Here is a 24,727-nt window from a genome sequence, read left to right as displayed (position 1 = left end):
AGGCAAGCGGCGTAGATAGGTGTTGGGCATTGCGCATGGCCCATATTGTACCATTTCCTGTGAATATTGTGGTGACAAAACACGCACATGCTGAAATTTCCGCATGGGCGCTGCCAAAATTTCGGTGAAGGGCTACACATACTTCAGAGCGTTGTTCATATCTAATGGGGGCACCATCAGAGAGAACGAGGTGCCCGATGCTCGAACGTATCCCGGCCAATCGTCCCGCCAGCGTCTTCGCCGCCCGGCCGCTCTTTATGTCGCTCGCTGCCACAATCGCGCCCTGGTGGTCCATGCCTGCGCAGGCCACCGAGCGTATCGCCCTGCGGCTGGTGCGCGCAGGCAGCCGCCCGGCACTGCAGCCGAACATTATCGCGCTGGATTTCAGCCAGCAGCCGCGCTGGCCCGATACCACTGCGCTGGGCGAAACCCTGCGCCGGTTGCAGGCGCAGCGCGATTGTTTGCGCCGGCTAGCAGCTGCCGGGGTGGCGGTACCGCCTGCCGACGACAGCGCGCTGCTGGAGCTTGGCCGCGCAGTAGCGGCGCTGCTGCCGCCCGACACACGCGCGGCCTTGCTGGTCGCTGTTCGCCAGGCGCGCAGCAAAGGCAACGCACTGCACATTCAGGTTGAAGCCGAAGCAGACGCGCTCGCTGGGCTGGCAATACCCTGGGAACTGCTGGTGCTGCCGATGGGGCTGAGCGCGAATGGCGCGCGCGCCAGCGACGACTTTGTGCTGCTGCATCCCGACATCGCACTCACGCGGCAGCTTATTGGCTGGGGGCATGCGCCATCTGCGCCGCTCGTGCGCCCGCTCGACATCCAGACATTTGCCGCCACACCCAGCGACGCCCACCCAATCGACGTGGCGGCCGCGCGCGACAGTATCACGAATAATTCGGAACGCTGGTACGCCGGGCCGGCGACACTGGCCGAGATCCACGCGCGCCTGCGCGCAAGCCAGCCGCAGATCGTTCACCTGCTGTGCCACGGCGAGCTCGACGACACGGGAATCGGCCAGCGCTGCCACCTGCTGCTGACGCACAGCGACGGGCGTGCGCAGCGCGTTGCCCCGCGCGACCTGGCTCGCACCCTGCTGACAAGCCGCCAGCTTCAGCTTGTGGTGTTGCAAAGCTGCCACAGCGGCACGCTCGCCAGTGGCCCTGGCGAGCGTGCCAGCAGCGCCGCGCTGGCATTGCTGGGCTACGGCGTGCCGGCGGTGGTGGCAATGCAGGGAGAGATTGGCCAGAGTGGGGCGCTGGATTTTGCGCGCATGTGCCTTGCGGCGCTGGCCGGCGGCAGCCCGATCGCGCAGGCGGTTGCCGCTGGGCGCGGCGCGATGCACGCCGCTGGCCATGCCGACTGGATGCTGCCAGTGCTGTATAGCAGCCGCACGCTCGCCGCTGGCCGGCAGCGCTGACAATGCGGGGGCATAATGCAGAAAGCATGCTACAATATGGTGCCATGCAGATCGATAATGCGATCCCGCCGCTCGGATGCCAGCGAATATTGGCGATTGCCGAGCGCGATCCACGGCGAGCTGCCGCGCTGGTGCGGCGCCTGCCCCGCTCACCGGGTGAGCACCCCTGGCACGACTATACATTTGGCCGCGTTCTTTTAGCCTGCGAGCAAATCGACGAGGCTGGGCCGCCGCTTGCCGCCGCCGCTGCATATTTTCACGCAAGCGGAAACACGCTCGCGGCGCTTGAGTGCGATTATGCGCTGTTACTGCACGCTTTTGCGCGCGGCGCAAGCGACACACTCGCCACGCAGTTCGATACGATCGCAAAGCAGTTTGCAGCGTTTGGCGCGCGCGCCCAGGCCTTTCGCGCGCGCGTGCAGCTCGCCTTGCTCTACGACGCATTAGGGCGCGGGCCGCATGCCGACGACCTGCTTTCCAGCATTGACACCGAGCGCGAATACGCGAGCCCGCTCGACCGGGCGCGCTGGCAGGTTGCGCGCGGAGCAACGGCGGCCAGCGCGCGCAGTGATTTCAGCACTGCAATCACCCACCTCGAAGATGCGGAGCGGAGCTTTCGCTTCTTACGCGCCAACATCGATCGCGCCAAGTGCTGGTTTCAGCAGGCCTGGATCTATGCGCAGCAGGGCGAACTGCACGCTGCCGAGAATATGTACCTGCGCGCCGAGCATGCATTCGAGCACCACAACCTGCCCATCCGCAAGGCCCTGCTGAATCGTGGCATGGGCAACTTTGCAATGATGCGCGGGCAGTACAGCGAGGCCTTGCGCCGCACCCTGACAGCCCAGCGCCAGTTCGAGAACCTGGGCCGCGCCAACGACGTCGCACAGTGCCTGCTGAACCTGGGCAACCTGTACTACTATACCGGCTGGTGGTCGCTGGCCGGGGCGCACTACCAGCGCGCCGAGCAGCTTGCTGCCACGCTCGAAGCGACTGGCTGGGAGCTGACATGCCGACGCAATCGCGCAATGGCCCTCCACCGCCAGCATAAACTGGAAGAAGCGCTGGCGCTTCAAGAATCGGTCGAGCGCGATGCCCGCGCTGCCGATTTACTGACGCTGGCAGCCGAAACGCGCGGCGACATGGCACTCGTGCTGAGCGACCTCGGCGCGCACCAGGCAGCCGACGATCTTTTCGTGTCGGTGCGCAAAGACCTGATCGGCCTGCGGCGCGATTACGCCGCCGCCGATATCGCCAGCGACCACGGCTGGAGCCTGCTGCGGCGTGGCGAGCCTGCGCGCGCCGCGCCGATCTTTGCGGCAGTTGCCCCGGCACTGCGCGATTACCCCAGCATTCACTGGCGCGTACAGCACGGCCTCGCGCGCTGCGCAGAAGCAGCTGGCCAACGTGACACCGCGCTGGAACATTACCGTGAAGCCAGCCGAACCGTTGCCCATATGCGCAGCACCCTGACGCTGGAAGCTGCTTCAAGCACACTGTTTGCCCAGGCCATCGACCTGCACGCCGACGCATTGCGCTGCGCAATGCAGGCTGGCGAATACGAAACTCTGCTGCTGATCGACAACGAGCAGCGCGCGGCGGTGCTGTACCAGTATCTCGCAACGCGCCCGCTCGACGCCGCGCCCGAAATCGATGCCGCGCTGGCAATTCAGCAGCGCCAGATTGAAGCGCTGGAAGCCGACGAAACGCTTGACGACATCACTCGCTCGCAGGTGATTGTGCAGGCGCTCGCCAGCTATAACGAGCTGCTGCTGCATGCCCGCCACAGCGCGCCTTCCGTGGCGGCCGAGCAGGCCAGAAGCAGCCCGCAGCTCGATCTGCCGCACTTGCGTGGCCAGCTTGCCAGCCGCTACGGCGATGAGTGGACAGTTCTGCTCTTTGCGAAAAGCCGCGATAGCCTGCTGATTCTCACGCTCACGCCGCATCAACTACTGCTCGACCAGACGAAGTGGGATACTGAGCTTGAGGAAATGCTCCGGCGTGTAACACGCGACCATATCAATATTTTCACCGATGCGCCATTTCGTGGCCGCAGAACGACGCGCCGCTGGAACCTGCTGCACCTTCTGGGCGACCGCCTGATTCCGCCAGCCACGCAACAGCGCCTCAACCCGGCGCATCGCTTGTTGATCCTTCCAGCCGAACACATGCACCAGGTTGCATGGGGCGCGCTGCGCGTGGGCGGGGCGTGGCTTGCTGAACAGGCAGTTATTCAGCAAGTGCCGGCACTGGCTGTCTGGTCGATGCTGGCAGATCAGCCGGCCAGCGCATCGCGCCATGCCCTGCTGCTGGGATGCAGCGAGTTTCGCAACGGCCAGCCGCCACTTCCTGCAATTGGCGCCGAGCTTGATGAGATAGCCAGAATATGGCCTGGCGCACATACACGCTGGGAAGATAGCCAGGCCACGCGCGCCGCACTGCTTGAGCGTTCGGCCAGTGGCGCGCTGCGCAGCGACGCGCTGCTGCACCTGGCAACCCACGCCAGCCTGATACCAGAGCATGCTCAGCGCGCGCACATAACGCTGTGGGATGGCGATATCTGGCTGGATGAAATTGCCACCCTGCGCCTGGGTGGCGCGCTCGTCACCATCTCGGCCTGCGAAGGCGCGGGCGCATCTTCGCTGCCCGGCAACGAAGTGCTGAGCCTGAGCTGGGCATTTCTGGCCGCCGGGGCGCGCGCAGTGCTCGCCAGCCTGTGGCCGATCTCCGACCAGGTCGCGCCCGATTTGATGCACGATTTCTACACAGCACTCGCTGCCAGCGGCGATGCAGCCCAGGCGCTGGCCCATACCCAGCGCGCGATCATCGCTCGCTTCGAGCAGAAGGGCGATGCGCTTGCGCGACCGCTGATCTGGGCCAGCTTCGTTGTTACCGGCGCGCCCTAGAACAGTTCCAGGTGAGGTTTTTGGCAGGGAAAGGCTTCGTCGCGCATCGCAATCCTTAACCCCTAACCCCTGCGCTGAAAGCGCGTTTTCAGCGCAGGACAGGGTGGCGGGAACAGGGGCAGGCGATCGCACTTGCCTGCGTTCTTTCCAGCCTTCCGCATCGCTTCGCTAAAATGCACTCGCTGCCAACAAACACGGCTCGGGCAATTGCCCGAGCCGTGTTGCGCCACACTATCGTGTATCACGAAGCGCAGCGCCCGCCAGATCCCCTTTGGCCCAGCGCGCCGGTGCTAGTGCCCGCCGCCAGAGCCGCCCGGGGTGTTGCCCGATGCAGTTGGCGTAGGATCGGCACCATACGCCGTCGTCGGGTGCGAGCCGCCCGCCACAAGGCCGAAGCCCAGCGCCAGCGCTACCATCCCGGCCGCAACCCAGCGAATCATACGTTTTTGCATTGCACGCTCCTTTCAGCGAACACGCCACCAATTGGCGTGGCACTGAAGAAGAAGCTCCGCTTCGCAAAACGTATCTGCCGGCCTGCTACCGGGCTCCGTAATGAGCTGAACATACGAAAAGCATTGACATTCTACCAATTCCCGCTATAATCGGCTATACGATCCATGCCATTGGGAAGCCATATTATTGAGGTGGCCAATGTTCAAACGCCGTTTGCTTGTCGCGCTTTGCACGGCAATGCTCGTGCTGGCAGGCTGGGGCACGCCGCTGGCACGCGCGCAGGACGGGCCGTTCTTCTTCCCGCGCACCGGCCACCATCTCACCAACGATCAGGGCTTTCTGGCTTTCTGGCAGGCACACAATGGCGAGCAACTGCTGGGCTTCCCGGTTGCCGAGGCGTCGGGCGATGCAGGCGCGGCGCAGCAATATTTCGAGCGCGGGCGGCTGGAGCAGTACGCCGCTGCTGACGGCAGCACGCAGGTGCGCACTGGCCGCGTGGGCGCGGAGTTCGCCAGCGCCACCTGGAAGCGCTTCCCTGCCGCGCCGCCGCACAAGCCTATTGCTGGCGAGCAGGTGTTCGCCGACACTGGCCACACCCTGCGCGAGCCGTTCCTGAGCTTCTGGCGGGCGGGCGGCGGCGCGGAGTTTTTTGGCCCGCCAATCAGCGAGCCGCTGTGGGAAATGACCGCTGCGGGCCGGCGGCAGGTGCAGTATTTCGAGCGCGCCCGGCTCGAGCGCGAAGCCGGAATGAGCGCCGACGACAGCGTGCTGGTGGGCGATCTGGGCGCGGCGCTGGCGGCAATTCAGGGGGTAGATACCGCGCCAGTTGGCAATATCGGCTATGCGTCGTATGGGCCGGGCGCGGCGCAGGGCCCCGACATTGCGCCGCTCAACCCGCCGCGCCCAACCGCCGCGCCGGTGGTTGCGCCACCCGCAGCCGCGCCGCCAGTGGCGCAGCCGCGCCGCCCCAGCAGTGGCGACAGCCGTTCGATTGTGGTGAACCTGAGCAAGCAGTGGATGTATGCCTACGAAGGCGACGAGATCGTGTTCGACGCGCCAGTGTCGACCGGGCGCGACGGCATGGAAACGCCCACCGGCACCTACGCGATCTATACCAAGCTGCCCAAGCAAACCATGGATGGCGTGACCAACGGCGAATACTGGATCGTGCCAAATGTGCCGAATGTGATGTATTTCAATGGCGGCGTGGCGCTGCACGGCACCTACTGGCACAACCGCTTTGGCACAGGCGCGCGCCTTTCGCACGGCTGCGTGAACCTGCCTCTCAAGGCGGCGGCGTGGCTGTACGCCTGGGCGTCGGTTGGCACGCCGGTGCGGGTGACGTATTAGTGCGCTTTCAGCGCAGGGGGTGGGGGTTGGGGCATAGGGTTTGGTGATTCAATATTTCGGCATTGGGTGCTTGATAATACTCGCGAGCAGATTTCAGATTAACTGAGCCACAGAAGTTCGAGATTGCCTGACACTCTGTGCTCTCTGTGGCTCAACTATTTTGCTCTCGGCGATAGAAAGCGGAGCGGGCGCATGCCTCGCTCCGTTTTTTGTGCCCGCTGTCGTGCAGGTTGCGCGCCAGGTGGGCGATTCGACACTGCGCCGAGAAGCGCGCAGTACAGTTGCAGGCAAGAAGGAGCACGTGGCCGGGCGGCGCAGATGCTGTTCTGCCCCATAGTTGAAAGGACCTGTTATGCGAACCTTACGAATCGCCATGCTGGCTGGCGGGGCCGGCGCGCTTGTGCTGGCGGCTGGCTTTAGCTGGCAGCAGCCCTGGGCCACGGCGCTCTGGCCAATTGCCGACACGCACCTTTCCTACCTTTTCATTGCGGCGATTCTGGCGGGCGCGGCCATGCCACTGCTGTGGGCGGGCGTATCTGGCGATCTGCGCGGCATGGCGGGCTATGCGCTTGGCTTCGGGCTGATGTTTGGGGCAATGGGCAGCTACGCCTTTGTGCTGGCTGCGCGTGGCACCGCGCCTGCGCTGGGCTTTGGGGTGGCGGCATGGCTGCTGGTGGCCTTGCTGGTCGGGCTGGGCCGCGCCGCGCGCCACGCGCCGGCCGACCCGCAGCCGCTCACGCGCATGCTGCGGCTTGCCTTTGTGATCGAAATTGCTGTGCTGGCGCTGGTTGGCGCGGGCCTGCTGCTGCAGGTGCCGAACACGCTGCCCTGGCCACTCGCGCCCGAAGCGTCGGTGATGTATGGCTGGGTATTTCTGGGTATGGCGCTGTATTTCTGCTATGCGCTTGCGCGGCCGGCATGGGCGAATGCGCGCGGCCAGCTGCTTGGCTTTCTGGCCTACGACAGCGTGCTGATCGTGCCGTTTCTCCAGCACTTCGCCAATGTCCAGCCCGAGCACCTGCTGCGGCTGGTGGTTGCAACCGGCATTGTGATCTTCAGCGGCGCAATCGCCCTGTACTATCTGGGCATTCAGCCAGCCACGCGCATCTGGCAGCCCGAGCCGCCACTGCTGCCCGCCGACCGTTAGAAGCCGGTGCCTTCCAGCGCGCGAATGTAGCGCTCGGCTGAGGCACGGACGGCCTGTTTGGCATCGTGCGCAACCACGGTTTCCCACCACGCGCCGTAGATGCGGTCGTAGGCATAGGGCTCGACCGAATCAACAATGTGCTGGACGGCGCGGGCCGGCAGGGGAATGAGGTTCGGGTAGCTGCGCATAAAGCTCACCCAGCGCCGATCCTGCACGACCTGAATGGTGTCGCCGGTGAGCAGCGCGCCGCGCCCTTCCGCGCCCGCTGGCCAGTGCAGCACGGCGCTGCCGGCAAAATGCCCGCCGCAGTGGATCAGCGTCAGGCCGCCCGGCAGCGCCAGCCTATCGCCTTCCCAAAAGGTAATCGCCGGGTCGGGGCGCGCAACATGCTCGCGGTCGGCGGCGTGGAGGTATATCGGCACACCGCCAAAGGCCTGGCTCCATTCCACCATAGCCGAGTAGTAGTGCGGGTGCGAAATGGCAATGGCGCTGATGCCGCCAAGCGCGTGCACCGCCGCCACAGTCGCGTCGTCGATCAGCGTAATGCATTCCCACAGCACATTGCCCTGCGGGGTTTGCACCAGCAGCGCGCGCTGGCCAATGCCAAATTTCGGCTCGGTGCCAATGCCCGTGAGCCGGGGCTCGTGGTCCTCGATGCGGTTGTGGCGCTCGGCCCGCAGCGCAGACAGGCTGGTCCACTGCTGGCCCTGGCTGCCAACATACTGGCGCTCGTCGTCGCAGATCGGGCAATTATCGGGCAGGCCGGCCTGGGGCGGGAATTGCGTGCCGCAGGTGGCGCAGACTGGCGCGTTCATCGCTGCTCCTTTGCTGGCCGGCAGCACGGCGCGGCCGGCGGCGAATATAGCAATAGTATCGCGCATGGCGCGCCGCGCCGCATCGTGCGCGGGGCCGAAACGCCACCTGATCGGAATGCCAGCGCCTTTATGTCAAATAATCCGTGACATAGTCGGCGGCGCGGCGCGCGCTCTGCACGGCCCCTTCCATCGAGGCCATATAATCCTGCGCAGTCCAGTCGCCGGCCAGAAACAGGTTCGCCACCGGCGAGCGCTGATCGGGGCGGTAGCGATCGGCGCCGGGCTCTTCGCGGTAGAGCGAGTTCGGGATGCGCGTGGCAGTGCCTTTGATCAGCGTTGCGCCATTCACCTCGGGCCACAGGCGCGCCAGGTCGCTGCGGCACAGCTCGACAATTTCGGCGTTGCTGCGCTGCCAGAAGGGCGCGGCTGGCGCAACACACATTTCCACCATCGAGCCGCCGTGCCGGTCGTACTGGAGCGGGCTGGTGAGCGCCAGGTCGCCAAACACCGAGAAGCAGGCATCCGACGTAAACCAGAAGTTGTCGACCGTGGTGACATAGCGGTCGAACCAGAGCTGGACGTTGATCGTCGGCACCGAGCGCAGCTTCCACAGGTTGTTGAAATAGGCCACGCTGCGCAGGCTGTTGGGCAGAAGCTGGCGGGCCGAATGCACTGGCGCGGCCAGCACATAGGCGTCGCCCCGCGCCAGCGTGCCATCTTCCAGGCGAATGCCCGCCACGCCGCCATGTTCCAGCTCAACGGCGCTGGCGCGCGCGCCCGTGCGCAGGGTGCCGCCACGCCGCACGATCCATTCGGCAATTGGCTTGAAAATGCGCTCGTTGGGCGAACCATCCAGCGTGCCAAACTGCGAGGCGTCGGCGACCGTGGCGAAGTAGTGGAAGATCGTCGCCATTGGGCGGGCGCTCATGTCTTCCGCGCCAATAAAGCCCAGCGACAGGCAGATCGCGTTCCACAGCTTGCGCTCCACGCCCTCGGCAATGCGGTGGCGCACCCGCCACTCGCGAAAGCTCATGTCATCCAGCGTTTTGATGTAGTCGAGCGTGCCGATCCACGTGGTGGCGAGGCCGAACAGATTGCTGATCTTTTCCCAGGGCGTGAACAGGTCGTTGTTGGTGAAGGCGAGCATGCCGTTCAGCGGCGCGGGAACAGCCGGGAAGTGCAGGCGCGCGTGCTTGCCGCCGGGCCGCGCAATCAGGAAGGTGTGTTCCTTCCAGCGAATATTGTCGTAGACGCCGACGTGGCGAAAAAAGGGCAGCAGCTCTTTGTAGCAGCGGAAATAGCAGTGCAGCCCGCTTTCGATATGGTCGCCATCGGCATCTTGCCACGACGAGGTTTTGCCGCCCAGGACATCGCGCTTTTCGATGATCTCAACATCGATTCCCGCATCCAGAAGCTTCACGGCAGTGGCCAGCCCGGCCAGCCCGCCGCCGACGATTACGGTTTTTGGCATAATTCTCTCTATAACAACACAAGCAGATTGGAACTGCGCCGCACAATTTGTTCCTACGCAGGAAAAAACAAAACGGATCGCCCGCAAGAGCGATCCGTTGCGCAATAGCAGCCTAGCGGCCGGGCGGCAGCGCAAGCACGTGCACGGTCTGGTCGCCCAGGCCAAGCGCGAGCTGCGCGCCATCCGCGCTGAAGGTGGCGGTGAACACGCCGCTGCGATTGCGATCGAGCGGGGGCAGTGCGGCCACGGGCTTGCCGCTGCGCGCATCCCACAAGGCGATGTCGCCGGTGGGCGCGCCTGTAAGCAGCAGCGTGCCGTCGGGGCTGAAGGCCAGAGTGGAGAAGCGGCCCTGCTGGGGAGGCGCATCAATGGTTGCGGCCAGCGCGCCAGACTTGGCATCCCACAATTGCAGCTTGCCGTCGAGAGTGGCGACGCCAAGCAGGTTGCCGCGTGGCTGAAACGTCATTGCCGCAATTGGCACGCCGCCATCGCCAAGCGTATGCAGCAGCGTGCCGCCAGCCGCATCCCAGATCTCGATGCGCGGGTCGCGGGCCGGGCCGGCGGCGGCGATCAGCGCGCCGTCGGGCGAAACGGCCAGGCCGTAGATCAGCGGAAGCTGGCCGCCGGTGAGCGCGGGCTGCGCCTTGCCGGTCGCGCCATCCCAGCGCGTGATCGCGCCCGTGTCGCTGCCGGCCACCAGCAGCTTGCCATCGGCCGAGGCGGCAATATTGATCGCTTTGCCCTGCATGCCCTGCAAGATTTCGCCATTGCCCGCGCTTAAATCAAGCAGCGCCACGTCGCCTTCATCCGAGATCGAGGCGGCGCGGGTGTTCGAAAGAAAGGCCAGCGAGTTGAGCGCCTGCGCCGAGCCGGCCAGCGTGCGGAGGCTGTTTTGCTTGAGCAGGTGCAGGCGCGTGGTGCCGTTGTAGCCCACCGCGCCGAGGATGTTGCCGTCGGGCGAGAAGTGCAGCGCCGTGACCAGGCCCTGGCCGACTTGCAGGCTGCGCTCGGCTTCGCCGCTGGCGGTGTTCCACAAAATGAGCTGGCCACCCTGGTCGCTGGTCGAGGCAATGTGCGCGCCGTCGGGGCTAAACGCGAGCGACAGCACGCGCAGGCCGTGCGCCCGCAGCTCGCTGCGCTGCGCGCCGCTCGCCACATCCCACAGCCGCACGGTGCCGTCGAAGCTGCCCGAAGCCAGGGTCTTGCCGTCGGGCGAGAATTGCAGGCCGCGGCTGACCACAATGCCGGTGTGGCCGCGCAGTGTGCGTGGGTCGATGCCCGTTGCCGCATCGATCAGCACAATCGAGCCGTCTTCCGAGCCAACCGCCAGCGTCTTGCCGTCGGGCGAAAAGGCCAGGCCGGTGGTCCACAGCGGCGCGCCAGTGTTGAGGTTGGGCGCGGGCTCAAAGGCAAATCCGCTGCGCTTCGCGCCAGAAGCAACGTCCCACATCTGCACGGTGCCGTCCGAGGCGCTGCTGGCGAGGTAGCGGCCATCGGGCGAAAAGGCGATGGTGCTGATAAAGCCTTCGTGGCCCTGCAAGGTGCGCAGCAGCTGGCCGGTCGCGGGGTCCCACAGCTTGATGCTTGTGTCGAAGCTGCCCGAGGCCAGCGTTTTGCCGTCGGGCGAAAACGCCACAATCCGAATCCAGCCGCTGTGGCCGCTAAGGGCGCGCAGCTGCTGGCCAGTGGCGGCATCCCACACACGCACCGTATTTTCGTCAATTGCGCCCGAGGCGATCAGCTTGCCGTCGGGCGAGTAGGCCAGCGTGAACAGCTTGCCGGTGTGGCCGGTGAACAGCACCGGCGGGTTGCTTGGGTTGAGGGTTTGCGGGTCGCGCAGCTGAATGACGCTGCTGATGCCAACCGCCATGGCCTTGCCGTCGGGCGAAAACGCCACCGGGCCAACTTCCGCCCCAGTGATCTCGCGCGTCTGCGTGATGGTGCTGGCATTTTCGAGCGTGATCGCGCTCGCGCCGAGATCGAGCGGCTGGAGCGCGGGCAACGAGCCGCTGGCGGCTGGCGCTCCGTCGCCGCCGGTCGCGGTTGGCGCATTGCTGGCGTCTGACCCAGCGGCGGGCGCGCTGGTGGCAACCGCCGACGGCACGACTTCAAAGCCCAGCAGTGCGGGCAGCGGGCTGCCGGGCAGGAACCAGGCCAGCGCCGCGCAGATCGCAATGGCCGAAAGCGCCAGCAGCAGCGCAATCGTCACCAGGCAGCCGGTGCGAAAGCCGCTGCGTTTGGCCGGCTCGGGCGCGCCAACGCCGGTTGGGTAGGGCTGCGCGGGCAGCGGCACGGTTGCGCCGGTGCTGGGCGGCTGCGCGGGCTGGTAGGGTGGCGGCGCGGGTTCAGCCGAGTAGGACGCGGCTGGCGTGGGCGGCGCGGCTGGTGTGGGCGGCAGCACCAGCGGCGGGTTCATGCCAGCGGGCGCGGCGTTGACGGGCTGGAGGTTCAAGGGCGTGCTGGGCGGGGCTTCCGCGCCAAGCGAGCGGCCAGCCATCATCTGCACCATGTCGAGCGACATGCGCATTTCGGCTGGGAGCTGGTAGCGATTTTCGGGCTTGAGCTGCAGGCCGCGCAGCAGCACCTGCTCGGCCAGCGATGAAAGCTGCGGGTTGAGCGCGCGCGGGCCATTCAGCGGCGTGCCGGCCTGGCGCTGCGCCGTGGTTGGTGGCGCCCAGCCGCTCAGCGCCTGGTAGAGCAGGGCAGTGAGCGCGTACAGGTCGCTGGTGGGGGTTGGCTCGGCGCCGATGATGTCGAGCTCGGGGGCACGATAGGGCGAAGGCGCGCTGCCGATCGGGCGAACCATGGCGAAGGGCGTCAGCCGCCACTCACCGCCGTCGCCAATGAGTAAATCCGAGGCCAGCAGATCGCCCAGGAACAAGGCCGGCCGCTGGCTGTGGAGGTGCTCCAGCGCGCCAAGCAGGCGCTGCGCCTGGCCCAGCACAAAATCTTCGGCAAAGGGCGTGCCCCGCGCGCGCAGCGTGCGCTCAACATCCTGCCCGCTCAGATCTTCGCAGACGACGAAATACTGCTCGCCCTCGGCAAAATGGTCGAGCACGGGCAAAATCATGTCGTGGCGCACGGTTGCGACCTGCCGCACCAGCAGCTGGACATCTTCCAGATCGCCCGCCGCGACGGCCAGCGCCGCCATCAGCACCAGCCGGTTGGTCTGCTCGTCGCGCGCGCGAAAGACGGTGCAGCCGGGCCGCTCGTCCACCGTGTAGATCACGCGGTAGCGCCCGTGGACGATGCGCTCGGGTAAGATCATAGTGCTTTCCTTCGCCGCCGCCGGCACGACCGGGCCGGAAGCAGGCGCTATGGTATCGTTCCAACCATCTGCGGCTGCTGGGCAACCGCCTGATCGATCCGTTCGACAACGCGCCGGGCGCTGCGAACTGCGCCTTCAATCGACGCCATGAACTCCTGGCGCGTGTAATCGCCAGCCAGAAAGAAATTCGGCACGGGCGTGGCCTGGTCGGGCCGATACTGGTCGGTGCCGGGCCGCGCCGAGTAGACCGAGTTGGGGATGCGCACGAAGTGATATTTGAGCAGGCGCGCGCCGCGCGCGGCCGGGTGCAGGCGGTAGAAATCGGCCAGCACCGTTTCGAGCAGCACATCGTCGGGCGCGCCGATCAGCTGCTCGGCCGGCGCAACCACCAGCTCGACAATCGAGCCGCGCCCGGTGTGGTAGTCGGGCGAGACGCGCGGCAGGTCGGCGTAGACACTCAGGCAGGTGCCGGCGCTGAACATCAGGTTGTTCACCTCGGTCACCACCCGGTCGAAGTAGAGCACCGCCGTCACCACCGGCTGGCCCTTCAGAAAGCGCAGGTTGCCAAACTCGGGCATGGCTTTCATGGCGGGCGGCAGGCGTTTGCGCAGGTTGTGCACCGGCATGGCCGAAACATACACATCGCCAGTGATCGTGCTGCCGTCGTCGAGCGCAAAGCCCGCAACGCGCTCCTGAAGCGGGTCGTAAACGATCTGCTCGACGGCGCGGCCCAGCTCCACGCGCACGCCACGCCCTGCGAGCGTGGCAATCAGCGGCGCCCACAAGCGCTCGTGCGGCGAGCCTTTCACCAGGCCCATTTTGGGCGCGTTGGTTTCCTGCGCGAAGTGGAGCAGCGCGGTGAGCACCAGCTTGGCCGAAACCCGGTCGGCGCGCTGGAAATTAAGCGCCAGCGCCATGGTGTGCATCACATCGTCGAGCGTGCGCTGGCCCATGCCGTGGCGCAGGTGCCAGGATGCGTAGGTCTGGTCGTCCTGCTGGTCGATATACGCCTGCGAGCCGAAGATCGGCCGCAGCAGGCCAAGCGCCATGCGCAGCTTGTCGGGCGTGGTCATCAGCGGGCTGGCAGCCACGCCGGCCAGGCCATTCAGGGGCGCGGGCAGGCCGGGGATGAAGCGGATGGGCGCGAGCCGGTGGCCGGGGGTGATAAACACCATCTCGGCGGGCTTCCAGTCGAAGGAATCGTGCAGGCCGCATTCGGCCAGGAAGTTCAGCAGGTTATGGTAGGCCCCGAAGAAAACGTGCAGACCGCTTTCGACCCAGTCGCCGTCGGCGTCGCGCCAGGCCGAGACCTTGCCGCCCGGCACCGCGCGTTTTTCGAGCAGCACAACCTCGTACCCGCGATCGTTGAGCCATTTTGCCGTGGCAAATCCGGCTGGCCCGGCCCCTGCAATGATTGCGCGCATTCTGTTCCTCAGTTTCGTTCTCGCATGGCGTAGAGCACCGCGCCCGAAGGCGCTTGTGCTACTACGCACAGCTTCTGCGCGCCGGATGCCCAACCCTGGGTTCGCCGCCTGAATGCGCGCTATTATACCACTTTGGCGCGCTGGAACGGGCGCGCAGCAGTGGCGCGGCCAGCCGCCCGTTTTTCTACCATCCCGCGTAAAAGCTGGCACAGCACCGCCAAAAACCGTGTGCTATACTTTTGCCACGAATTCGCCACATTCTGGCCGCGCCTGCGCAACGCCAGCACAGCAATGCTCACAAACACACCTGCACCAACTGCGAACCCGGCCCGCCGCGCGGCGCGTGCTGGCCCAACGCTCGATCACGTCTGGCTCGCCACGGCGCTGCTGCTGATTGCGCTGCGTCCGCTGCTCACGCCCATCCCGCCCAACGACTTCTGGTGGCATATGGCTACGGGGCGCATCATTGCCACGACGGGCGCAATCCCCGCCGTCGACAGCTTCTCGTTCACGCAGGCCGGGCAGCCGTTTTTCAACCAGGGCTGGCTGGCGCAATTGCTGATGTATGTGCTCTACCAGGCCGGCGGCATTCCGCTGCTGCTGGTGGTACAGTCGCTGGTGATCACGCTGGCGTATGGCCTGCTGCTGCGGCTGTGCATTCGCCGCTCGGGGCGGCTGCGCCTGAGCGTGGGGCTGCTGCTGCTGGTGACACTGCCGCTCTCGTTCACGAACTGGATCGTGCGCCCGCAAAGCTACGCCCTGCCGATCTTCGCCGCCTTTCTGACGATTGTGACCGAGTATCGCCTGGGCATGAGCCGCCGTCTGTGGCTGCTGCCGCCCCTGATGGCGCTGTGGGTGAATATTCACGGCACTTTTGTGCTGGGCTTGGCGCTGATCGGGCTGACGTTTGCTGGCATGCTGTTCGAGCGGGGCGAAAGCCAGCAAACAGCCAGCGAAACCACAGTCCTTCGTCCTTCGTCCTCCGTCCTCGGTCAGCTCGCGCTGTGGGGTGCGCTCACCGCCGCCGCCATGCTGCTCAACCCGCGTGGCTTTGGCGTGCTGACCTATGTGCGCAATCTGCTGGGCAGCAATTCCGTGACGACGCTGGTGACCGAGTGGGCGCCGCCGACCATTCGCGATCTTGAGGGCGTGATCTTCTTCCTGTTCCTGATGCTGTGCGGCGCGGTGCTGGCCTATGCGCGCCGCCGCCCGCCGCTGGCCGATATGCTCTTGTTTGGCGCGTTTCTGTGGCTGGCGCTCGGCGCGAGCCGCAACGTCGTGTGGTTCGGCATGGTCGCCACGCCGCTGCTGATTGTGCAGGCCGCCAGCCTGGGCCGCGAGCGCCCGCCCACGCGCGCATTCGCCGGCTCGCCCGCGCTGAATGCGGCGCTGATTGGCGTGCTGGCGCTGCTGGTGCTGCTGGCGCTGCCGTGGGTCAAGCCCGCGCTCGATCTGCCGCCAGCGGTGGGCGCGCTGGTTTCGGAAGACACGCCCGTGGCGGCGGTGAATTTCCTGCGCGCCCAGCCCGAGCGACCGCGCCGCCTGTTCCACACCGAGGCGTATGGCTCCTACCTGATCTGGGCCGCGCCCGAGCAGCCCGTGTTTGTGGACACGCGCATCGAGCTGTACCCGTTTGCGCAGTGGCGCGATTATATCAACCTGGGCCAGGCGAACAATGCCGCCGCGCTCTTGCAGAAGTACGACATCGACGGGCTATTATTGAACGCCAGGCAGCAAGCGCCGCTGGTGGCTTTCGCCCGCGCCGACGGCGGGTGGGACGAGCGCTACCACGACGCGCAGACGATCTACTTCGTGCGGAAGGCGCGGTAGGGAGCGGGGGATGGGGGATGGGGTGCGGGCGTATCGCATACGCCCTTGATGCTGGTGTATCTCTCGCTATACGCCCTTGGTCCTGGTGTATCTCTCACTATACACCCTTGCTCTGGGCGTATCGCATACGCCTTTCGATAGACTCCGAGTATCGGCGGCGGGGGTATGGTATGATACATGTCCCACCCGCAGCGACGAGGATTGATTGATGTTCCGGCGCATCTTCAACAAAAAGAAACTCACGCTCGACAAAGGCGCGCAGCTTGGGCGCGAGTTTAACGTTGGGGATGTGATCGAGCAGCGCTACGAGATCGAAAAGACCCGCCGCGGCTTCATGGGCATTGTCTACATTGCCTACGACCGCCAGCGCCGCAACCAGGTGGCGATCAAGACCTTCCAGAACAAGTTTTTGTGGGATGAGGAAGCGATCAACCGCTTCAAGACCGAGGCCGAGCTGTGGATTCGGCTGGGCAGCCACCCGAACATTGTGCGCGCCTACGACCTGCGCACGTTCATGGGCAAGCCGCATGTGGTGGCGGAATACGTGCACGGCGGTCCGCTGCGCGCCCTGATCGGGCACCTTGAGCTGCAGGAAGCGCTCGACTACGCCATCCAGGTGTGCCGCGGCATGACCTACGCGGTCGATCAGGCTGGCATTCTGCACCGCGACATCAAGCCCGACAATATTATGGTGACGCTGAACGGGCAGGCGAAAGTCACCGACTTCGGGCTGGCGCGCGTGATGCCGAATATGCTGCAGTGGGCCGCCCGCGACCGCGCGCATAACCAGCATGTCATGCGCCTGCGCGCCACGGCCGCCGCCAAGGATCGCATTGGCGGCACGCTGCCTTACATGGCCCCCGAGCTGCTCGAAGACACCGGTTTCGTTGGGCCGTGGACGGATATTTACGCCTTTGGCGTGATGCTCTACGAGTTCTTCACCGGGCGCTTGCCGTTCGACTCAATGCGTGACGAGTCGCTGATTCGCATGCACCAGCGCACACCCGCGCCCGACCCGCGCGCGCTGAAGGGCAAGCTGCCGCCCGAGGCCAGCTCAATCGTGCTGCGCTGCCTGGCGAAACGCCCCACCGAGCGCTTCCAAAGCTTTGCCGAAGTGGAAGACGAGCTGCAGACTCTGCGCGCCACCTATGCCGGCGGTTTCTACACCAAAACCTGGCCCGAGCAAAACAGCGCCGAGCGCGAACGCATGGCCGAACGCGGGCGCGCGCACATGGACATGGGCGAGTACAGCGAGGCGCTGGGCTGCTTCCGGCAGGCTGCCCGCCTCGACGACGACCGCGCCGATGCGTGGATCGACCTGGCGCGGGCGCGGCTGAAGCTGTGGCAGTACAACGAAGCCCTCCACGACGCCAACGAAGGGCTGCGCCGCGCCGTGCGCCGCGACGAGTTCAGCCAGCTCTACGGCTTGCTGGGCGAGATCCAGACTGGCATGATGCTGCTGCCCAAGGCGCTCGAAGCCTATAACACGGGCCTGTCGTACACGCCAAAATCGCCCTACCTGTGGCGCGCAAAGGGCCAGCTGATGCAGAAAATGAACCTGCAGCGCGAGGCGCAGGAATATTTCGAGAAGGCGATTGAGTACGACAAGCTCGACTCGCAGGCGTGGCAGCTGCTGGGCGACGCGCTGCACGCGCAGGAGCGCCACAAGCGCGCGCACGAGGCCTATGGCGAGGCGCTCAAGCTCGACCCGCGCTCGGCCGAGACGTGGGCGCGCTATGGCGTCTGCCAGGTCGAGCTGGGCCGCCCGAAGGAGTCGCTGGCCTCGTTCGATGCCGCGCTCAAGCTCAACCCCGACCTGGAGGAAGCGCACGTTGGGCTGCGCCTCGCCCGCCAGAAGCTGCGATAACTACAATTTACGATTTACGATTTATGATTTGCGATTGGGACGAACGACGAGTGGCGAAGGACGAAAATTCACCACGGAGACACAGAGGCACGGAGTTTTTGGGTTTGCAGGTTCACAAGGTTGCAGGTTGCAGGTTGCGATTGTAAGCTCAATCCCCAAACCCTAGACCCTAAACCCCTATGCGGTTGCAGGTTCTCAGTTCTCGGTTCTCGGTTCTACGCTCACCCCTTCACCCCTTCACCCCTTTCACCCCGTCACCCCGTCACCCTTTCACCCCGTCACCCCCGCATTGCCCAGCCCGCACGCCTCTGCTATAATGGCGGCGCATTGTTTCGCTACTGAGGAGGCCAGGCCGATGGAACGGCGCGTCGTGGTCACAGGCATGGGCGCGGTCAGCCCACTTGGGTTGGATGTGCCAACCTTATGGCAGGGAATAACAGAAGCGCGCAGCGGCGTCGGCCCGGTGACGCTGTGCGACACAACCGGCCTTGAGTCGAAAATCGCTGGCGAAGTCAAGAACTTCGAGGCGCAGAACTATATGGATCGCAAAGAGGTGCGCCGCAACGACCGGTTCATCCACTTTGCGATTGCCGCCACCCGCGAGGCGCTCGCAATGGCCGAGCTGACGGTCACGCCCGAAAACGCCGAAGACATTGGCGTGATCATCGGCAGCGGCATCGGCGGCATCGAGACCTTTGCCGACGGCCTGCACACCCTGCGCGACAAAGGCCCTGGCCGCGTCAGCCCCTTCCTGGTGCCCGCCATGATCACGAACATGGCCACCGGGCAGGTTTCCATCCAGTTCGGTCTGAAAGGCCCCAGCTTCTGCCCAACCTCGGCCTGCGCCACGGCAGCCCACGCGATTGGCGAAGCCGCCGAGACCATCCGGCGCGGCTGGGCCAAGGCGATCATCGCTGGCGGCAGCGAGGCCCCAATCACGCCGATTGGCATTGCCGCGTTTGTCAGCGCCCGCGCGATCTCGACCAACAACGACAACCCGTCCACCGCGTCGCGCCCGTTCGACGCCACGCGCGATGGCTTTGTGCTTTCCGAAGGCTGCGCGCTGCTCTTGCTCGAAGATATGGAGCACGCCGTCGCTCGCGGCGCGCGCATCCTGGCCGAAGTCGTCGGCTATGGCGCGTCGTCGGATGCCTTCCACATCACGCAGCCGGTGGCCGGCGGCGCGGGCGCGCTGCGCGCCATGCGTCTTGCCCTTCAGCACGGCGGCCTCGCGCCCAGCGATGTCGACTATATCAACGCGCACGGCACCAGCACGCCCGCTGGCGACATTGCCGAAACGCAGGCGATCAAAACCCTGCTGGGCGAGCGCGCCTACCAGGTGCCGGTCAGCTCCAGCAAGTCGCAGCTCGGCCACCTGATCGGCGCAGCTGGCTCGATCGAAGCAATCATCTCGATCCTGGCGCTGCAAAATGGCGTGCTGCCGCCCACGATCAACCTGCAAACGCCCGACCCGGAGTGCGACCTTGATTATGTGCCGAATGCCGCGCGCCCGGCCAGCATCAATGTCGCAATGAGCAACTCGTTTGGCTTTGGCGGGCACAATGTCTCGCTGGTGTTCCGCCGCTACGAATAGTGCTGAATGTTGAATGCTGAGTGTTGAGTTGCGGTATTGCTCAATTCAGCACTCAGCACTCAACATTCAAAACTGAAACCATGCCTCCACTCGACCGATTACAAACCAGCCTGGGGCTGTTTTTCAGCGACCCCAACCTGCTGCAAAGCGCGCTCATCCACAGTTCGTTTCTGCACGAGCGCCCCGACCAGGGCGTTGGCCTGATCGACGGCGAGCGGCTGGAATTCCTGGGCGACGCCATCCTGAACTACCTGACGGCGGCGCTCCTGTTCGAGCGCTACCCGCAGCGCGGCGAGGGCGAGCTGACGACGCTGCGCTCGGCGCTGGTGAAAACCACTACGCTGGCCGAATTCGCCCGCACAATCAACCTGGGCGCGTATGTGCGCCTGAGCAAGGGCGAAGAGCAAAGCGGCGCGCGCGAGCGCGATGCCCTGCTGGCCGACACCTTCGAGGCGCTGGTGGGAGCCGTGTATCTCGACCAGGGCATCGACGCGGCGCAGCTCTTTGTCGCGCAGTTCTTCGAGCCGCAGCTGGCCGAAATCGACGCCAATGGGCTTGCGCTCGACTACAAAAGCCAGCTCCAGCAGCGCATCCAGGCCGAGCGCAACATCACCCCACGCTACTATGTCATTGCCGAGACGGGCAGCGACCCGCGGCGCGAATATACGATGGCGGTGCTGGCCGGCGACGAGCAGCTGGGCGTCGGCGCAGGCCCAAGCAAGCAAGCCGCCGCGCAGGCTGCCGCGCGCCTCGCGCTCCAACAGCTTGATGCGGTGCGACCCGCGTAGCGCAGTACTACAATCACTTCCATGCAACGACTTCTGATAACTGGCGGGGCGGGCTATCTCGGCGCCGAGCTGGCGCGGCAGGCGCTGGTGGGCGGCTGGGATGTTGCCGCGACCTTTTTCAGCACGCACCCGCCGCTCGCGCCCGTGGCGTGGCGGCAGCTCGACATTCGCGACGCTGCGGCCACCACCGAAGCTCTGGCCGAATTGCGGCCGGATGTAGTGATTCATACAGCCTATCGGCAAAGCGGGCCGGATCTGTGGGCCACCACCGCCGGTGGCACTGCGAATGTAGCACGCGCAGCCCGCGTGGCTGGGTCGCACATGGTGCACCTTTCCAGCGACGCACTGTTCGATGGCGAGCTGCCGCCCGGCCAGCGCTACACCGCCGCCGACGCGCCCAGCCCGATCACGCCCTATGGCGAGGCCAAAGCCGCCGCCGAGCGCAGCGCCGAGGAAATTTTGCCGGACGCGCTGGTTGTGCGCACCTCGCTGATCTATGGCGGCGCGCAGCCCGGCCCGCACGAGCAGCTGGTGTTCGACGCGCTGGCAGGCCGCGCCGACGTGGCCTTCTTCACCGACGAGCTGCGCTGCCCGGTGGCCGTGGCCGACCTTGCGGCGGGGCTGTTGGAGCTGGTCGCTGCCGGTCAGCGCGGGCGCGTACACCTGGCCGGGCCGGCCACGCTCAGCCGCTACGACTTCGCGCGCGCCATCGCCGCCGCGCACGGCCACGACCCTGGCGCGCTGCGTTCGGCCAGCAGCGCCGCAAGCAGCACGCGCCGCCCGCGCAACTGCGCGCTCGACAGCGAGCCAGCCTATGCGCTGCTCCATACACGCATCCGCGATGTTGCAACGGTACTCGGGCTGGCGCAGCCCTGACCGCACGCCAACGCCTCTGAAGGAGGAACCATGGATCGCACGCCCGAAACCATTGCGCGGCTGATTGCCGACCTCCAGGGCGAGGACGATTTTCAGCGCGCGCAGGCGGCCTTTGCGCTCGGCATGCTCGGCGAGCCAGCGGTTGAGCCGCTCGCGGCCATGCTGCGCCACCCCGACCACGACGTGCGCATGCGCGCCGCCTGGTCGCTGGGCGTGATTGGCCACGCCGCGCTGGGGCCGCTGCTCGCCCTCGCCGAGAGCGACGACCAGGCGGCGCGCGTAGAGGCGATTCGCGTGCTGGGCGTGATTGGCGAAGGCCATGCGATCAACCAGCTCTTTCACGGCCTGGCCGACACCGACCCGCAGGTGGCGCACCGCGCCGCCGCCGCGCTCGGCAAGATCGGTGACCCACGCGCATTCCACCCTCTGCTCACCGCCCTGCGGCACCCTTCCCCCGACGTGCGCTACGCCGTGTGTAACGCGCTCGGCCACCTGCACATTGCCGACGCAATTGCACCACTGGAGGCGCTGGCCGCCAGCGACAGCAGCGCGACCTCGTGGGGCGCAAGCGTGGCCGCCGCCGCCCAGCGCGCCAGCCAGGAGATCGCCGCAGCGCGCCCCAGCAGGGCCGACGACACCTTCGAGCGCATGCGCGCGCTGCTGCAACGCCAGAGCGAAGAAGAATAGCCGTTTGCGCGTTTCGCCATCCTATGCTATAATCCGCCGCGTTGTGAGACGGGCCGCTAGCTCAATTGGTAGAGCAGCTGACTCTTAATCAGCGGGTTGTAGGTTCGAGTCCTACGCGGCTCACCAGCATCAGAAAGCCCTCGAAGCGTGATTGCTTCGGGGGCTTTTTGCGTCGCTGGCATAAAACGTGGGAGGTAATAAATCTACGTGGCGCTGTCAGGCACGACTCTCAACTCAGCATCCTCACAGGAAGTATTTTTAAGCTCACTGAATCGGCCATTCATCAACTTTCAAGATCGTGTTTTTCAACTTGCAGAATATTTCCTGTAAATAACTGTGTTTCAAGCATGTGATTAGGAAGCTATAACTGGACTTTTGCAGATTTGCGGCAACAAGCTTCTGAGCATATGATCAGGCGAGCGTTGGTCTACCAGTTGGGAGGCACAGGTGCCAGCAATTGTCGCGATACCACAGGTGGTCGAGGAACTGCTGGTCCAGTTCGCCGACCTGTTTCCAAATGAGCCTTCACGCCGCCACTTTGCCGAATACCTGACCGGGCTGTTTGTAGCGGAGCACAAGACCGTGAGCGGTATCACGCGAGAGTTTGCCGCCCCACCCGACCAATCCACTCTCAATCGATGGTTGACTGAAGCGCCCTGGGATGTCCAGCGCATCAACGCGCACCGGCTCGAATGGCTTCAACAGGACGCTGCAACGCGCTATCGTCACGACGGCGTTATCGCGATCGATAACACTTTGATAGATCATGACGGCAAACTGATAGAGGATGTCGGCTATTTCTGGGACCATGCCGACAAACGCCACCTGATCGCCCACGATTACCTGTTTGCCAACTACGTCAACCCGAGTGGGAAGCATTATCCGCTCGATTTCCGGCGCTTCCGCAAGCGCGAGCAGTGCGACGACGAGCGCCCGTTCAAGAATCACACCGACCTCGCTAAGGAACTGATCGATTGGGTTGTCGCTGAGGACATACCGGGCGACTTCACCTTCGACAGTTACTTCACCAACGCGCCAATTATGAACACCCTCCACGCCAAAGGTCGCAGCTACATCGGTGATTTGAAAGCCAACCGAGTGATTGTAGTCAGCGGGAAGCAGACCAGCGTGACTGAGTGGGTCAAAACGCTCACGCCGCTTGTTCGCACCAAGTTTACGGTCGGCGGTCACACGCAATGGTAGCTTCACCAAGTCCGTTCGTCTGCCCAATGTCAACCACCCAGTGCGTATTCTGGTGTTGTGGTCAGAAGCAGAAGCTGCGACGCCACGCAAGATCCTGATCAGCAACCGAACCCAGTGGGAAGCTCATCGCATTTTGAAGGTCTACAAAAAGCGCTGGACAGGGACGGAGACCTTTCATCGGGACGGGAAGCAGCATTTGGGCATGGGCGAGTGTCAGCTCAGGGACGGGATGGGCCAGACCAGGCACATGCACCTCGTCGTCCTGGCGTACACGGCTCTGATGCGCCAATTGAAGCATGATCGTGCCTTCGAATGGGCTCACACACGCCTGATGACCATTGGCGAGTCCTGTCGCACCATCGCTCGCGAGACCTTGGGCAAAACGCTTGCTTGGGCCATCGAACAATCGCACCAAGGCATGACTCTGTCCGATATCAAGCTCCGTTTGGCTTTACCCTGAGCTTTCGCCTATTTCTGCAAAACCTTAGCTATAAAATGACTACTGTAAGCGTGTAAGAAAAAGTGTGGAAATTTACTGTGAATGAAAAATTCCGCATTAGAGAATTCTTTGTTAGGAATTCCTAGCCCGTGATTTGCTTTTCCACATACGCTATTAATACCTTCATTGCATTATCGCCTATGTATTTACCGAACTTGTATAGGAATGAGAGTATTTTTTGCTTCGAAGTTTTACGCTGATCATCTGGCATGGAATCGTCTTTTAGTTGATCTAGTTCCGACTTTAGCTGTAGTGCTTGTAGACGTTCAACATGTTTATCAAATAGCTCAATTAATAAATTATCTTCTGGCACATATGTAATATTACCATTAACGGCACCAGCTACAAGTGATTGTATAACTGCCCCTTGCTCTGCTGTAACATTTGCAAAATGGATAGTTACTGGGGCCGAATTATTCATAATCGAAAATAGAGGGTTTGGCATTTCAGGAGCAAGTAATAATGGATTATCTCCTGTTAAAAGATCATCTAATTCCTCTTCACAGCGTTCCCGTAATGCAAGCCATCTTCTTTCAGTATCATATTTCAAGTCTCTTATAATACGCCTAGACTCTTTTGCATATTTAGCCACAAAGTCTATTGCAGTTGATGAATCCATTCCCATAGTTACAAGCATAGATTCTGCTTGTCGTGAATTACTTTGTAATGTACTCAAGAAAATATCAAAATTATTTTTCACCAGTTCTAATTGCTCTGCCGTTATTAATATATCCTTTTCCCTAAATATATATATAATGCCATGCTTCGTTTTACGGCTCTCAATAAATACATCTCTTCCCTCTGCTTGCTGTAAATAACCTTCAAACAGCTTCAACCAATCCCCAAATTGCTCAGATGCTAATTTACCATTAGGCACATATAAACGCAGAAACACACCACTATCAATTTCATCTATGAATTCTTGCGCACGTATATTTCTTTCCGATCTTTTCTTAAATGGAACAATTTCTACATTGCTCGAAAAAATGATATTGAAAATCTCAGAAATACTATCAGCATCTTCGTTTAACTTATTTATTCGCAAATTTAGTTGTCGATCTTGATCTAATTTCCAAGCATCATAATTTTCCTTCCGTAAAGATGGATATCTTGGTTTCTTTTCATTCAATA

The 24,727-nt window shown here is 63.6% G+C and carries 16 protein-coding genes, 1 tRNA gene and 1 pseudogene; 12 read left to right on the top strand and 6 right to left on the bottom strand.

What is annotated here, in order from left to right:
* The first annotated feature begins 197 nt into the window (after positions 1–197).
* Together M1P90_RS01225 and M1P90_RS01220 are read left to right on the top strand one after the other, a co-directional pair.
* The gene (locus M1P90_RS01225) at positions 198–1,418 is read left to right on the top strand and encodes a CHAT domain-containing protein (protein ID WP_483700822.1); all 1,221 of its coding nucleotides are present in this window, start codon (positions 198–200) and stop codon (positions 1,416–1,418) included.
* A gap of 26 nt (positions 1,419–1,444) precedes the next feature.
* Complete coding sequence (locus M1P90_RS01220; protein ID WP_483700821.1) at positions 1,445–4,324, top strand: CHAT domain-containing protein; 2,880 nt, start codon at positions 1,445–1,447, stop codon at positions 4,322–4,324.
* A 290-nt stretch (positions 4,325–4,614) separates the two neighbouring features.
* Here M1P90_RS01220 and M1P90_RS01215 read toward each other — a convergent pair whose 3' ends face one another.
* A complete protein-coding gene (locus M1P90_RS01215; protein ID WP_483700820.1) occupies positions 4,615–4,776 on the bottom strand; it encodes a hypothetical protein in 162 nt (53 codons plus the stop codon).
* A 199-nt stretch (positions 4,777–4,975) separates the two neighbouring features.
* Here M1P90_RS01215 and M1P90_RS01210 point away from each other — a divergent pair, with 199 nt between their 5' ends.
* A complete protein-coding gene (locus M1P90_RS01210) occupies positions 4,976–6,127 on the top strand; it encodes a L,D-transpeptidase (protein ID WP_483700819.1) in 1,152 nt (383 codons plus the stop codon).
* A gap of 352 nt (positions 6,128–6,479) precedes the next feature.
* A complete protein-coding gene (locus M1P90_RS01205; RefSeq protein WP_483700818.1) occupies positions 6,480–7,274 on the top strand; it encodes a hypothetical protein in 795 nt (264 codons plus the stop codon).
* Here the strand turns inward: M1P90_RS01205 and M1P90_RS01200 are convergent.
* From M1P90_RS01200 to M1P90_RS01185, 4 genes are all read right to left on the bottom strand, one after another.
* Positions 7,271–8,155, bottom strand: coding sequence for an MBL fold metallo-hydrolase (locus M1P90_RS01200; protein WP_483700817.1), 885 nt, complete (start codon positions 8,153–8,155; stop codon positions 7,271–7,273). The genes M1P90_RS01205 and M1P90_RS01200 overlap by 4 nt on opposite strands.
* A gap of 61 nt (positions 8,156–8,216) precedes the next feature.
* Positions 8,217–9,560, bottom strand: coding sequence for an FAD-dependent oxidoreductase (locus M1P90_RS01195; protein ID WP_483700816.1), 1,344 nt, complete (start codon positions 9,558–9,560; stop codon positions 8,217–8,219).
* A gap of 112 nt (positions 9,561–9,672) precedes the next feature.
* A complete protein-coding gene (locus M1P90_RS01190) occupies positions 9,673–12,828 on the bottom strand; it encodes a protein kinase domain-containing protein (RefSeq protein WP_483700815.1) in 3,156 nt (1,051 codons plus the stop codon).
* Positions 12,829–12,875: 47 nt separating this feature from the next.
* Positions 12,876–14,252 (bottom strand): FAD-dependent oxidoreductase, encoded by a 1,377-nt coding sequence (locus tag M1P90_RS01185; RefSeq protein ID WP_483700814.1) that lies wholly within the window; start codon positions 14,250–14,252, stop codon positions 12,876–12,878.
* 291 nt (positions 14,253–14,543) lie between these two features.
* Here M1P90_RS01185 and M1P90_RS01180 point away from each other — a divergent pair, with 291 nt between their 5' ends.
* From M1P90_RS01180 to M1P90_RS01145, 8 genes and pseudogenes are all read left to right on the top strand, one after another.
* Positions 14,544–16,082 (top strand): hypothetical protein, encoded by a 1,539-nt coding sequence (locus tag M1P90_RS01180; protein ID WP_483700813.1) that lies wholly within the window; start codon positions 14,544–14,546, stop codon positions 16,080–16,082.
* A gap of 208 nt (positions 16,083–16,290) precedes the next feature.
* Positions 16,291–17,949, top strand: a complete 1,659-nt coding sequence (locus M1P90_RS01175) for a protein kinase domain-containing protein (RefSeq protein ID WP_483700812.1) — start codon at positions 16,291–16,293, stop codon at positions 17,947–17,949.
* Positions 17,950–18,304: 355 nt separating this feature from the next.
* The gene (gene fabF / locus M1P90_RS01170) at positions 18,305–19,543 is read left to right on the top strand and encodes a beta-ketoacyl-ACP synthase II (protein ID WP_483700810.1); all 1,239 of its coding nucleotides are present in this window, start codon (positions 18,305–18,307) and stop codon (positions 19,541–19,543) included.
* 80 nt (positions 19,544–19,623) lie between these two features.
* Positions 19,624–20,331, top strand: a complete 708-nt coding sequence (gene rnc, locus M1P90_RS01165) for a ribonuclease III (RefSeq protein WP_483700809.1) — start codon at positions 19,624–19,626, stop codon at positions 20,329–20,331.
* A 21-nt stretch (positions 20,332–20,352) separates the two neighbouring features.
* Positions 20,353–21,207 (top strand): SDR family oxidoreductase, encoded by an 855-nt coding sequence (locus M1P90_RS01160; protein WP_483700808.1) that lies wholly within the window; start codon positions 20,353–20,355, stop codon positions 21,205–21,207.
* Between the two features lie 30 nt (positions 21,208–21,237).
* Positions 21,238–21,894, top strand: a complete 657-nt coding sequence (locus M1P90_RS01155; protein ID WP_483700807.1) for a HEAT repeat domain-containing protein — start codon at positions 21,238–21,240, stop codon at positions 21,892–21,894.
* Positions 21,895–21,944: 50 nt separating this feature from the next.
* Positions 21,945–22,020, top strand: a tRNA-Lys gene (locus tag M1P90_RS01150).
* Between the two features lie 321 nt (positions 22,021–22,341).
* Positions 22,342–23,557, top strand: a pseudogene (locus M1P90_RS01145) (IS701 family transposase).
* A 121-nt stretch (positions 23,558–23,678) separates the two neighbouring features.
* On the opposite strand, the gene M1P90_RS01140 reads toward M1P90_RS01145, so the two are convergent.
* A complete protein-coding gene (locus M1P90_RS01140; protein ID WP_483700806.1) occupies positions 23,679–24,725 on the bottom strand; it encodes a hypothetical protein in 1,047 nt (348 codons plus the stop codon).
* Between the last annotated feature and the right edge of the window lie 2 nt (positions 24,726–24,727).

The sequence above is a fragment of the Kouleothrix sp. 19917 genome (assembly GCF_057073505.1).
The sequence above is the reverse complement of the archived record's forward strand: the minus strand, read 5'-3'. Positions and strand labels throughout refer to the sequence as shown.

What these genes read in the sequence shown, in the direction of transcription:
- M1P90_RS01225 (WP_483700822.1), top strand. Translation starts at nt 198, where the DNA reads ATGCTCGAACGTATCCCGGCCAATCGTCCCGCCAGCGTCTTCGCCGCC.
- M1P90_RS01220 (WP_483700821.1), top strand. Translation starts at nt 1,445, where the DNA reads ATGCTACAATATGGTGCCATGCAGATCGATAATGCGATCCCGCCGCTC.
- M1P90_RS01215 (WP_483700820.1), bottom strand. Translation starts at nt 4,776, where the DNA reads ATGCAAAAACGTATGATTCGCTGGGTTGCGGCCGGGATGGTAGCGCTG.
- M1P90_RS01210 (WP_483700819.1), top strand. Translation starts at nt 4,976, where the DNA reads ATGTTCAAACGCCGTTTGCTTGTCGCGCTTTGCACGGCAATGCTCGTG.
- M1P90_RS01205 (WP_483700818.1), top strand. Translation starts at nt 6,480, where the DNA reads ATGCGAACCTTACGAATCGCCATGCTGGCTGGCGGGGCCGGCGCGCTT.
- M1P90_RS01200 (WP_483700817.1), bottom strand. Translation starts at nt 8,155, where the DNA reads ATGCGCGATACTATTGCTATATTCGCCGCCGGCCGCGCCGTGCTGCCG.
- M1P90_RS01195 (WP_483700816.1), bottom strand. Translation starts at nt 9,560, where the DNA reads ATGCCAAAAACCGTAATCGTCGGCGGCGGGCTGGCCGGGCTGGCCACT.
- M1P90_RS01190 (WP_483700815.1), bottom strand. Translation starts at nt 12,828, where the DNA reads ATGATCTTACCCGAGCGCATCGTCCACGGGCGCTACCGCGTGATCTAC.
- M1P90_RS01185 (WP_483700814.1), bottom strand. Translation starts at nt 14,252, where the DNA reads ATGCGCGCAATCATTGCAGGGGCCGGGCCAGCCGGATTTGCCACGGCA.
- M1P90_RS01180 (WP_483700813.1), top strand. Translation starts at nt 14,544, where the DNA reads ATGCTCACAAACACACCTGCACCAACTGCGAACCCGGCCCGCCGCGCG.
- M1P90_RS01175 (WP_483700812.1), top strand. Translation starts at nt 16,291, where the DNA reads ATGTTCCGGCGCATCTTCAACAAAAAGAAACTCACGCTCGACAAAGGC.
- fabF (WP_483700810.1), top strand. Translation starts at nt 18,305, where the DNA reads ATGGAACGGCGCGTCGTGGTCACAGGCATGGGCGCGGTCAGCCCACTT.
- rnc (WP_483700809.1), top strand. Translation starts at nt 19,624, where the DNA reads ATGCCTCCACTCGACCGATTACAAACCAGCCTGGGGCTGTTTTTCAGC.
- M1P90_RS01160 (WP_483700808.1), top strand. Translation starts at nt 20,353, where the DNA reads ATGCAACGACTTCTGATAACTGGCGGGGCGGGCTATCTCGGCGCCGAG.
- M1P90_RS01155 (WP_483700807.1), top strand. Translation starts at nt 21,238, where the DNA reads ATGGATCGCACGCCCGAAACCATTGCGCGGCTGATTGCCGACCTCCAG.